Origin of the sequence: Mycobacterium sp. (assembly GCF_965277065.1) — a bacterium.
GTDB lineage: Bacteria > Actinomycetota > Actinomycetes > Mycobacteriales > Mycobacteriaceae > Mycobacterium.
Genome location: NZ_CBDIBT010000008.1, coordinates 1 through 10,691, shown reverse-complemented (window position 1 = coordinate 10,691; position 10,691 = coordinate 1). Strand labels below are relative to the sequence as shown.

12 protein-coding genes are annotated in these 10,691 nt (G+C 66.2%); 5 read left to right on the top strand and 7 right to left on the bottom strand.

Annotated elements, in window-relative coordinates:
* Window positions 1–227: 227 nt before the first annotated feature.
* A complete protein-coding gene (locus tag ACQY5A_RS01155; RefSeq protein ID WP_428338541.1) occupies window positions 228–632 on the top strand; it encodes a PH domain-containing protein in 405 nt (134 codons plus the stop codon).
* On the opposite strand, the gene ACQY5A_RS01150 is transcribed toward ACQY5A_RS01155, so the two are convergent.
* Entirely contained in the window at window positions 629–1,486 is an 858-nt protein-coding gene (locus ACQY5A_RS01150) for a DoxX family protein (protein WP_428338540.1), read from the bottom strand. The two genes, ACQY5A_RS01155 and ACQY5A_RS01150, sit on opposite strands and share 4 nt — an antisense overlap.
* 166 nt (window positions 1,487–1,652) lie before the next feature.
* Here ACQY5A_RS01150 and ACQY5A_RS01145 point away from each other — a divergent pair, with 166 nt between their 5' ends.
* Window positions 1,653–2,774 carry a PQQ-dependent sugar dehydrogenase gene (locus ACQY5A_RS01145; RefSeq protein WP_428338539.1) on the top strand — a complete coding sequence of 374 codons (1,122 nt, stop codon included), beginning with the start codon at window positions 1,653–1,655 and terminating at the stop codon, window positions 2,772–2,774.
* A gap of 8 nt (window positions 2,775–2,782) precedes the next feature.
* Here ACQY5A_RS01145 and ACQY5A_RS01140 read toward each other — a convergent pair whose 3' ends face one another.
* The gene (locus ACQY5A_RS01140) at window positions 2,783–3,634 is read right to left on the bottom strand and encodes an alpha/beta fold hydrolase (RefSeq protein WP_428338538.1); all 852 of its coding nucleotides are present in this window, start codon (window positions 3,632–3,634) and stop codon (window positions 2,783–2,785) included.
* A gap of 14 nt (window positions 3,635–3,648) precedes the next feature.
* Between ACQY5A_RS01140 and ACQY5A_RS01135 the strand changes: the two genes are divergently transcribed.
* Window positions 3,649–4,056, top strand: coding sequence for a hypothetical protein (locus tag ACQY5A_RS01135; RefSeq protein ID WP_428338537.1), 408 nt, complete (start codon window positions 3,649–3,651; stop codon window positions 4,054–4,056).
* A 7-nt stretch (window positions 4,057–4,063) separates the two neighbouring features.
* On the opposite strand, the gene gatB is transcribed toward ACQY5A_RS01135, so the two are convergent.
* The 4 genes from gatB to gatC form a co-directional block, all read right to left on the bottom strand.
* Window positions 4,064–5,587 (bottom strand): Asp-tRNA(Asn)/Glu-tRNA(Gln) amidotransferase subunit GatB, encoded by a 1,524-nt coding sequence (gene gatB / locus ACQY5A_RS01130; protein ID WP_428338536.1) that lies wholly within the window; start codon window positions 5,585–5,587, stop codon window positions 4,064–4,066.
* A 54-nt stretch (window positions 5,588–5,641) separates the two neighbouring features.
* Complete coding sequence (locus ACQY5A_RS01125) at window positions 5,642–6,673, bottom strand: ATP-dependent 6-phosphofructokinase (protein ID WP_428338535.1); 1,032 nt, start codon at window positions 6,671–6,673, stop codon at window positions 5,642–5,644.
* A 92-nt stretch (window positions 6,674–6,765) separates the two neighbouring features.
* Window positions 6,766–8,247 carry an Asp-tRNA(Asn)/Glu-tRNA(Gln) amidotransferase subunit GatA gene (gatA, locus tag ACQY5A_RS01120; protein WP_428338534.1) on the bottom strand — a complete coding sequence of 494 codons (1,482 nt, stop codon included), beginning with the start codon at window positions 8,245–8,247 and terminating at the stop codon, window positions 6,766–6,768.
* Window positions 8,244–8,543, bottom strand: coding sequence for an Asp-tRNA(Asn)/Glu-tRNA(Gln) amidotransferase subunit GatC (gene gatC / locus ACQY5A_RS01115; protein WP_428338532.1), 300 nt, complete (start codon window positions 8,541–8,543; stop codon window positions 8,244–8,246). Before gatC ends, gatA begins: the two co-directional genes overlap by 4 nt.
* An 88-nt stretch (window positions 8,544–8,631) precedes the next feature.
* Here gatC and ACQY5A_RS01110 point away from each other — a divergent pair, with 88 nt between their 5' ends.
* Both ACQY5A_RS01110 and ACQY5A_RS01105 read left to right on the top strand, forming a co-directional pair.
* The gene (locus tag ACQY5A_RS01110) at window positions 8,632–9,291 is read left to right on the top strand and encodes an amino acid-binding protein (RefSeq protein WP_428338531.1); all 660 of its coding nucleotides are present in this window, start codon (window positions 8,632–8,634) and stop codon (window positions 9,289–9,291) included.
* Between the two features lie 31 nt (window positions 9,292–9,322).
* Entirely contained in the window at window positions 9,323–9,865 is a 543-nt protein-coding gene (locus tag ACQY5A_RS01105) for a hypothetical protein (protein ID WP_428338530.1), read from the top strand.
* Here the strand turns inward: ACQY5A_RS01105 and ACQY5A_RS01100 are convergent.
* The coding region (locus ACQY5A_RS01100; protein WP_428338529.1) for a helix-hairpin-helix domain-containing protein at window positions 9,854–10,691 on the bottom strand (838 nt) is incomplete at its 5' end. The genes ACQY5A_RS01105 and ACQY5A_RS01100 overlap by 12 nt on opposite strands.

The window sequence follows — 10,691 nt, the reverse complement described above, 5'->3', positions numbered from 1 at the left end:
GTCGACGGGCAACAAAAAACCCCCGTCAGCTCAGGGCAGCTGCACGAGGGTTGCGCGTTGGTCTGGCTTGATCAGTCAGGCACCAACGCGCAGGCGGATTACTACGAGCTCTCCAAAAGTGTTCATCGCCCCACGACGGTAGCCGCCGTACTGGTCAAACGTCAAATCCCGGCAGCCGCCAGATTCCGGGGGCGACCCAGGTCAGGCGTCGATGCCATGATGCTTGCATGGCAGGAGATTCGTCGCAGGAAGCGGCGCCCGCACCGCAAGTGGTGCTCAACATCTCACCGATGGCGCATATCGCGGTGGGCTTCTTCGCCCTCGGCCTACTCATCCCGGTGCAGACGTGGCCGGCGTCCGCTCCCCTGCTGATCATCCCGGTGGTGCTGTCGGCGTTGATCGTGCGGCTTCGGACCGAGGCTGACGACACCGGAGTCACCGTGCGTACGCTGCTCGGCAGCCAGTCGGTGCGCTGGGAGGAGATCGTCGGCCTGCGATTCAACAAAGGCTCATGGGCCCGCGCCCAACTGGAGAATGGACACCAGCTGCGACTACCCGCTGTCACCTTCGCGACGCTGCCGCAGCTGACCCGGGCCAGCGCAGGCCGCGTCCCCAACCCGTACGCGGATTAGCTCACCGGGTTCGCGCCGTTGAGCAGGATCCACAGCCCCACACCAGCGCCGATACCCACCACCAGGGCGGCGAACGATCCGATGAACGGTCGACGTGCCCAGCCGCGACCGGCGTCGAAGCCGTAACGTCCTGGTCCGGCCAGGATCACGGCGGTCGAGAGCACGATCAGCGTGATCTCGTATTCGTGCCCGTTGGGCAGGAAGTACGGGAACGAGCGCGGGTTGTGCTGTGCTGCCATCCCGGCGATCAGGCTGTTGGTCAGATAGGCCAGCGCGCCCGCCGCCGCCAGCGGCGTGAACAGTCCGAGTAACAGCAGCACGCCCGCAGCAATCTCGCCGCCGGCCGCGCAGTACGTGAGGATGTCGGCGTGCTGGTAGCCGATGTCGGACAGCTGGTTCTTGAAGCCGTTCAGGCCTTCCCCGCCCCACCAGCCGAACAACTTCTGCAGCCCGTGCGCGGCGAAGACGGCACCGAGGCCGACGCGGAGAATCAGCAGGCCGAGGTCTTGGGTGCCGCGGCGGTCGGCGGCGCGCATCGCCACGTCGTCGTGGTGCTCGTGCTCGTCGATGCCGTCGGACGCGAAGATCGCATGCTGACCGGTGGGCTGAGGCTGATACGGCAAGGGCTCCTGCCTGCCGCCGATCAGCCCGAACCCGCTGCTCGACGACCGGACACTGCCGGAGTCTGCAGCGTCGTAGTGCGGAATCATCGTCGTCTCGAAATCGCCCGCGTAGGTGTCCGACGGCAGATCGTCCTCGGGGTCGACCAGGCTCGCGGACGACGGCCGCGCCGGAGTCGGCACCGCCGAGGAGTCCTGTCGTTGCCAATGTGCGTCATTCGGTTGACTGCTCACCCGTGCCAGGGTAAGGGCAAATTCTGCCGAATCGGGGATTTGAGCGGCGCTTTCGTGGTTGCGATTTGCGCGTCGCGAGGCACGCGCCGGCGTTTGCGGACAAATGCGGGCGCTGCGCGGTACCCGTCACGGGCGCAAGCGCGAACGTATCCGTAATCTGGCAGCTATGCGGTTGTGGTGGTCGGGGCGGCGCGGCATGCCTGTGCTCTGCTCGGCGATGCTCGTTCTGGCTGGTTGTGCCCAGTTCAACGACGTGCAGTCGCAACCGTTCACCACCGAGCCCGAGCGGCACGGCGCGCCGAGTTCGACGCCACCCCCTCCGCCGCCGCTGCCTGACAAGCCGTTCCCCAAGGAATGTCCCGCGCCCGGGGTGATGCAGGGCTGTCTGGAGAGCACCAGCGGCCTGCTGATGCAGCCGGACAGCAAGTCGGCGCTTGTGGCTGAACGGACCACGGGCGCGGTGAAAGAGGTATCGGTGAGCGCCGAGCCGAAGGTCAAGACCGTCATCCCGGTCGACCCGGCCGGTGACGGCGGGTTGATGGACATCGTTCTCTCACCGACGTACTCGCAGGACCGGTTGATGTATGCCTACATCAGTACGCCCACCGACAACCGCGTCATTCGCGTCGCCGACGGCGACACGCCCAAAGACATCCTGACCGGAATTCCCAAGGGCGGCAACGGGAATACCGGTGCTCTGCTGTTCACCAGCCCGACCACGCTGGTTGTGATGACCGGCGACGCGGGTAACCCCGCGATGGCCAACGACCCGGCATCGCTGGCGGGCAAGGTGATTCGCATCGAGCAGCCCACCACGATCAACCAGGCGCCGCCGACGACGGCACTGCGCGGCATCGGCGTGGGCGGTGGCATGTGCACCGATCCTGTCGACGGCTCGCTTTTCGTCGTCGACCGGACGCCTACCTCAGACCGATTGCAGCGAATCACCAAGGACTCCAAGGTTTCGACGGTCTGGACGTGGCCGGACCGGCCCGGGGTCGGTGGCTGCGCGGCGCTGGACGGCACCATTCTGGTCAACCTGGTCAACACCAAGCAGACGGTGGCGGTCCACCTCGCGCAGGGCACCGGCGCCGTCACCGGTCCACCCGACGTCGTCCGCCAGGACACACACGGACACGCGTGGGCGCTGCGGATGTCGCCCGACGGCAACATCTGGGGCGCGACCATCAACAAGACCAGCGGCGACGCCGAGAAGTTGGATGATGTGGTGTTCCCGCTGTTCCCGCAGGGCGGCGGCTTCCCGCGGGCCAACGACGACAAGACATAGGTCGGGAATTACGTTGCGACAGTGCCGCTTTCGCTGCCGCTGAACAAGAACCGCTCGATCAGCGCGCTCACCAGGGGCGGGTTCTCCAGGCCGGCAAGGTGAGCCACCCCGTCGAGAATCCGAACGGATGCGCCCGGGATGACCTTGGCCATCTCGATCGCATCGCGGGGCGGGAACGTCGCATCCTCGGCCCCACCGACCACCATCACCGGCGTGTGGATCCGGCCCAGCAACGCCCGCTGGTCGGGCCGGCGCGGAACCACGCTCTTGACTGCCCACGACGCCGACGCGATGTCGGCGGACTTTACCGTGCCGGTCACGTGCGCCACCACCTCAGGACGCTCCCGAAAGGTGGTCGGACCCAAAAACGCTTTCAGCACCGAGTGATTCAGCAGCGGTCCGATCCCACCCGTCCATTTCGCCACCCGAAGCAGGATCGCGAACTCGACTTTCTGGCGGAAACTTGCCCGGCCGGCGGTGCAGTTCATCAGCACCGATCCCCCGACCCGGTCGGGATACGTCGCGGCGAAGGTCGCGCCGATCATGCCGCCCCAGGAGTTGCCGACGAAGTGCGCCTTCTCGAGGCCGAGTCCGTCGAGGATGTCGGCGACACAGCGAGCGCAGTCGTCGAAGCTGAAGAAGTCGGTCAGCGGCTGGCTACCGCCCTGGCCGGGCGGGTCGACGAGGACCACCTGTCGGCGGGCGATGAGGTCGCCGGCCACCCCATGCCACATGTCGCCGGTCATCAGCAGGCTCGGCCAGAAGACGATCGGCGAGCCAGATCCGCCGACCTGCAGCCGAATTCGGCCGAGCACGGTGTTCACTGTCTGCTCTCGGAGCTGATCGTCGATGCTGGTCATCGTCGACAACCATAGTGACCACGCGACTTCCGCGTTTGGGTATTCCTCAGCAAGATCTCCAGGAATTGCTGAACATGCCGGCAAACGTCACCAACGCACTCCTCAACGGCTACGGCAACATCAACCTGTCGACACTGCTCAACGATTTCGGCGCCCAGTTGCCGGCCTCAGATGCGAATTTCGTGCTCGACTTGGGCGGGCTGCTCAGCCCGGCTGGCTCGCTGCTCAACGGCATCGGCTTCAGCGAAACGCTTGGAGACTGCAGCATCGGCTGTGCCACTTTGGACGTTCCCACCTCGGCGGTCGGGCCGATCGCTTCCATGATCGGGCTGGACCAGGCGATCGCGGAAGCTATCGGCTGGGATGGCGTCGGTAACCCGCTGGCGGGACTGCTCTCCGAGCTGACCGGCGGTCTGCTCTGAGGCCCGGCTAGCCGCAGGCGGCGAGCACCAGTTCGCGCACCTGCGCCGCGTCGGCCTGCCCTTTGGTCGCCTTCATCACGGCACCGACGATCGCGCCGGCGGCCTGCACTTTGCCGCCGCGAATCTTCTCGGCCACATCGGGATTGGCGGCCAGGGCTTCGTCGACCGCGGCCTTGATCAGCGAGTCGTCGCGCACCACGGCCAGGCCGCGAGCTGTCATGACCTGGTCGGGCTCGCCTTCACCGGCCAGTACACCTTCGACGACCTGACGGGCCATCTTGGTCGTGAGCTTGCCTTCGTCCACCAGAGCCACGACCGCGGCGACTTGGGTTGGGGTGATAGACAATTCATCGAGTTCGATGCCGGCCTCGTTGGCCTTCTGCACCAGGAAGTTGCCCCACCAGGCGCGCGCCTGCTCGATGGGTGCGCCCTGATCGACGGTCGCGATGACCAAATCGACAGCACCGGCGTTGACCAGGTCGCGCATCACCTCGTCGGAGATACCCCAGTCCTGTTGTATCCGCTTGCGGCGCAACCATGGCAGCTCTGGAATGGTCTGACGCAGCCGCTCGACGAGGTCACTGTCGGGGGCGACCGGCTCCAGGTCGGGCTCGGGAAAGTAGCGGTAATCCTCAGCGGTTTCCTTGGTGCGACCCGAGCTGGTGTAGCCGTCCTCGTGGAAGTGCCTGGTCTCCTGGATGACTCGGCCACCTGACTCCAGAACAGCGCCCTGGCGCCTCATCTCGTAGCGAACAGCTACTTCGACACTCTTGAGCGAGTTGACGTTCTTGGTCTCGGTGCGAGTACCGAATTCGGCTGCGCCCGTTGGCTTCAACGACACGTTGGAGTCGCAGCGCAACGAACCCTGGTCCATCCGGACGTCGGAAACTGCCAATGCGCGCAACAGGTCTCGCAGCGCAGTGACGTAGGCGCGGGCGATCTCCGGTGCCCGCTCGCCGGTACCTTCGATGGGCCTGGTGACGATCTCGATCAACGGCACGCCGGCCCGGTTGAAATCGGCCAGCGATGTTGTCGCCCCGGCGATGCGGCCGGTGTCGCTGCCCAGGTGGGTCAGCTTACCGGTGTCCTCTTCCATGTGGGCCCGCTCGATCGCCACTCGATACGTGGTGCCGTCTTCCAGCGGAACATCGAGGTAGCCGTTGATCGCGATCGGCTCGTCGTACTGCGAGATCTGGTAGTTCTTCGGCTGGTCCGGGTAGAAGTAGTTCTTCCGGGCAAACCGGCCCCACGGCGCGACATCGCAGTTGAGCGCCAGGCCGATCCGGATCGCAGATTCGACCGCGGCCTCGTTGAGCACGGGCAGCGAGCCTGGCAGGCCGAGGCACACCGGGCATACCTGGGTGTTTGGCTCGGCGCCGAATTCGTTGGCACAGCCACAGAACATCTTGGTAGCGGTCGATAGTTCGACGTGCACCTCCAAACCGAGTACCGGCTCGTAGTGCGCAAGCACGTCGTCGTAGTCGAGCAGTTCGCCCCCAGGAGCACTGGGAACGCTCGCCACAGAAGTCATGACGACAATTCTAATTGGCCACCGGGGAAGCCGTTCCATCGCCGCCCGGACCTGTCAGCCGAAGAACGCCGCCGCGTCGTCGTAGCGACTCTGCGGAACGAGTTTGAGCTGACGCACCGCGTCGGCTAGCGGCACCCGGCCGATGTCCTGGCCGCGCAGCGACACCATCTGTCCGTATTCGCCGGCGTGTGCGGCATCGGCCGCGTTGACGCCAAACCGAGTCGCCAGTACGCGGTCGTAGGCGGTCGGAGTACCGCCGCGCTGAACGTGGCCGAGGACGGTCACCCGGACGTCTTTGTTGATCCGCTTCTCCACTTCGACCGCCAACTGCGCGGCGACACCGGTGAACCGCTCGTGACCAAACTCGTCGGTGCCGCCTTGGGCCAGCTCCATCGAGCCTTCAGCCGGCTTAGCGCCTTCGGCGACCACGCAGATGAAATGCGAGTCACCGCGCTGGAAGCGTCGCTTGACCAGACGGCACACCTCGTCGATGTCGAAGGGCTGCTCGGGGATCAGCGTCATGTGCGCGCCGGAGGCCAACCCGGAGTTGAGCGCAATCCAGCCCGCATGCCGCCCCATCACCTCGACCAGCATCACCCGCTGATGCGACTCGGCCGTGCTGTGCAACCGGTCGATGGCGTCGGTGGCTACCATCAGTGCGGTGTCGTGGCCGAAAGTCACGTCGGTGCAATCGATGTCGTTGTCGATGGTCTTCGGTACACCGACCACCGGCACGTTTTCTTCGGACAGCCAGTGCGCGGCGGTCAGCGTGCCCTCACCGCCAATCGGGATAAGGACGTCGATGCCGTTGTCATCCAGCGTCTGCTTGACCTGGTCCAGGCCAGCCCTCAGCAGGTCCGGATTGACGCGGGCGGTACCCAGCATCGTTCCGCCCTTGGCCAGCAGTCGGTCGTTGCGATCGTCGTTGGCGAGCTGGACCCGCCGGTTCTCTAGCAGTCCGCGCCAACCGTCCTGAAACCCCACCACCGACGACCCGTAACGGGAATCGCAGGTACGCACCACCGCCCGAATGACGGCATTGAGTCCAGGACAGTCACCGCCACCGGTGAGAATTCCGATCCGCATGCCCTCATCTTGCCGGGTGCTGGGCGGTGGCGCGAGCAGACGCAGAATCGCACGCGACAAGCGATTTTCACGCGAGTCTGCGTCTGCTCGCGCTAGATGGCGGAGGGCAGCGCGCCCCGAGCGGCCTCGTAGGCCGCGCCCACCCGATAGATCCGGTCATCCGCCAGCGCCGGCGCCATGATCTGCAGTCCGACCGGCAGGTTGTCGTCGTCGGACAACCCTGACGGCACCGACATTCCGCAGTGTCCGGCCAGGTTCAACGGCAGCGTGCACAGGTCGAACAGATACATCGCCAGCGGGTCGTCGACCTTCTCCCCCAACGGAAATGCCGTCGTCGGCGTCGTCGGAGACACCAGCACGTCGACCGACTGGTAGGCGGTGTCGAGGTCACGCGCGATCAGTGTGCGCACTTTCTGCGCTTGGTTGTAGTAGGCGTCATAGTAGCCGGCCGACAGCGCATAGGTGCCAATCATGATGCGTCGCTTGACTTCCGGCCCGAACCCGGCGGCCCGGGTCAACGCCATCACTTCTTCGGCGCTGTGGCTGCCGTCGTCCCCGACGCGCAGCCCGTAACGCATCGCGTCGAAGCGGGCCAGGTTGCTCGACACCTCCGACGGCAGGATCAGGTAGTACGCGGCCAGGGCGTGATCGAAATGAGGACAGTCGACTTCGGACACGTCGGCGCCGAGCGCGGTCAGCTGCTCGACAGCTTTGTTGAACGACGCCAGCACGCCGGGCTGGTAACCCTCGCCCCGCAGCTGCCGAACCACTCCGACCCTCACACCGCTGAGATCGCCTGCGGCGCCGAGCTTAGCGGCGCCGACGACGTCGGGTACCTCAGCCTGGATCGACGTCGAGTCGCGTGGGTCGTGTCCGGCGATCACCTGATGGAGCAGTGCGGTGTCCAGCACCGTGCGTGCACAGGGCCCGCCTTGATCCAGCGACGACGCGCAGGCCACCAGGCCGTAGCGCGACACCGTGCCGTAGGTGGGTTTGACTCCGACGGTTGCGGTCAGCGCGGCCGGTTGGCGGATCGATCCGCCGGTGTCGGTGCCGATCGCCAGCGGCGCCTGGAACGCCGCCAGCGCGGCGGCGCTACCGCCTCCCGATCCGCCCGGCACCCGGTCGGTGTTCCACGGATTGCGGGTCGGTCCGTAGGCCGAGTTCTCCGTCGAAGAGCCCATGGCGAATTCATCCATATTGGTCTTGCCCAGGATCGGGATTCCGGCCGCGCGCAGCCGCGCGGTGACGGTGGCGTCGTACGGCGAGTGGTATCCCTCGAGGATCTTCGACCCGCAGGTGGTCGGCATGTCGACGCTGGTGAAGACGTCCTTGAGCGCCAGCGGGACCCCGGCCAGGGCCGACGCCGGCTGCTCGCCGGCGGCCAGGGATTTGTCTGTGGCTGCGGCGGCCGACAACGCCGCATCGGCGGCGACGTGCAGGAATGCGCTGTATTGCTCATCGGTCGCCGCGATCTGATTCAGAAAGGCCTGGGTGACCTCGGTCGAGGACAGCTCTTTGGTGGCGATCTTCGCGGCCAGCGTGGCGGCGTCCTGCCGAATGATGTCGGTCATTCCGCTTCTCCGAGAATCTGCGGAACCGCGAAGCGGCCGTCGAGGGCCTCAGGCGCTGCGGCGAGCGCCTCCTGCTGAGTCAGGCACGGCGCTACCTGGTCCGGGCGGGTGACGTTGACCGACTTGAGCGGGTTGTCCGTCGGTTCGACGCCGGCGACGTCGACGGCCTGGATCTGGCCGACGTGGGTCAGGATGGCGTCGAGTTGGCCGGCGTAGCTGTCCAGCTCGTCGTCGGTCAGCGCCAGCCGAGCCAGCTTGGCCAGATGGGCTACCTCGTCGCGGGAAATCTGGGACACGGCTGAAAAGCCTAACCGGGCAACGACGCGGCCCGCGCCGGGCCGCCGCCGACATGCCAAGGGCTCGCCGCTGTGTAACAGTGACCGCGTGCCGTCCTATCTGCTGCGGGTTCAGCTCGCCGACCGACCGGGAAGCCTCGGCTCACTGGCCGTGGCTCTGGGATCGGTAGGCGCTGACATCCTTTCGTTGGACGTCGTGGAGCGCGGACCCGACTACGCCATCGACGATCTCGTGGTCGAGCTACCACCGGGGGGCATGCCCGACACACTGATCACGGCGGCCGAAGCGCTGCAGGGCGTACGGGTGGACAGCCTGCGACCGCACACCGGACTCCTGGACGCCCATCGCGAATTGGCGCTCATCGACCACGTCGCCGCCGCAGGCAACACCGCCGCCAAGTTGCAGGTGCTGGTCGACGAGGCGCCGCAGGTGCTGCGGGTCAACTGGTGCACGGTGCTGAGCAAAACCGAGGATGAGTTCGAGAGCATCGCGGGTAGTCCCGGCGCGCCGGAGACGCGACTGACCGCCGCGCCGTGGATGCCCATCGAGCACGCCATCGCGCTGGACGCCACCGAGGATTGGGTGCCTCAGGTCTGGCGGGACCTCGACACCACACTGATCGCGGCTCCACTGGGCACCCCGAACACCTCGGTGGTTCTCGGCCGGCCTGGTGGCCCGGCATTCCGACCGTCGGAGGTGGCCCGGCTCGGGTATCTGGCCGGCATCGTCGCGACCCTGCTGCACTGAATATTCCGGCAGACGGAGTATCCATGCAGGTGTGAGCTTGCTATCCGACGCCCAGATCGCCGCGCTGTCCCCCGCTGAACGGCGGCAGTTGATCCAACGTCTCGAGCGCCCGCTGTCAGAGCTGCTGCCGGTCGCCCTGGCGCACCGGATCCGCTGGGGCTGGCTGGGGATCATGACCGGTGGCACGTTGGTGCTGATTCCCTGGATCGTGTACCTGGCTTTCGCGCTGCCCGATGACTATCTGGTACACGACTGGACGGCGACCTGGGTCGGCTTCGACCTGATACTGCTCGGCTTGATGGCGGCAACCGTCGTATTCGGGCTGCTGCGACGACAAGTGATGCTGCTGACCGCGTTCGCGACCGGAGTGCTGTTGATCTGCGATGCGTGGTTCGACCTGATGACGGCCGGCGCCAACGACTTTCGGATCGCGATCCTGACCGCCGTGCTGGGTGATCTCCCCTTGGCCGCCATCCTGATCACCGGCGCGCTTCGACTGATCAGGTTCACCGTGGTACGAATGTGGCTGCTGGAACCGAAGACCCCGCTGTGGCGGTTGCCGCTACTCCCCTGAATCAGAAGGCCCCTCTGCCAACAGCTTTCGGAACCCGTCCTCGTCGAGAACGGGCACTCCGAGTTCTACTGCCTTATCATACTTCGAGCCGGGAGAGTCGCCGGCGACCACGTAATCGGTTTTCTTCGACACCGAACCGGCGGCCTTTCCGCCGCGGGTCAGGATCGCTTCTTTGGCGTCGTCGCGGGAGAAGCCGGCCAGCGACCCGGTGACGACGATCGTCACGCCCTCCAGCGTCCTGGGCACATTGGCGTCGCGCTCGTCGGCCATCCGAACGCCGGCCGATCGCCATTTGTCGACGATCTGGCGATGCCAGTCGACGGTGAACCATTCGGTCACTGCGTCGGCGATGGTCGGGCCGACACCCTCGACCGCGGCGAGTTGTTCGGTCGACGCCGACGTGATCGCGTCCAGGTTGCCGAATTCGGTGGCCAATGCCCGCGCCGCTGTCGGCCCGACATGCCGGATCGACAATGCCACCAACACCCGCCACAGCGGCTGCTTCTTGGCGGTGTCCAAGTTGGCCAGCAGGCGTTTGCCGTTGGCGGACAACGTGCCGGCCTTGGTGGTGAACAACTCCGTACGCAACAACTCGTCTTCGGTGAGGCTGAACAGATCACCCTCGTCGTCGATCACCTGTGCTTTCAGCAGCGCGGTGGCCGCCTCGTAGCCGAGTCCTTCGATGTCGAACGCCCCGCGTCCGGCGACGTGGAACACCCGCTCGCGCAGCTGCGCAGGGCAGGACCGGGCATTGGGGCAGCGAATGTCGGCGTCGCCCTCCTTCGCCGGCGCCAACGTCGTTCCGCACTCGGGACACGTTGTGGGC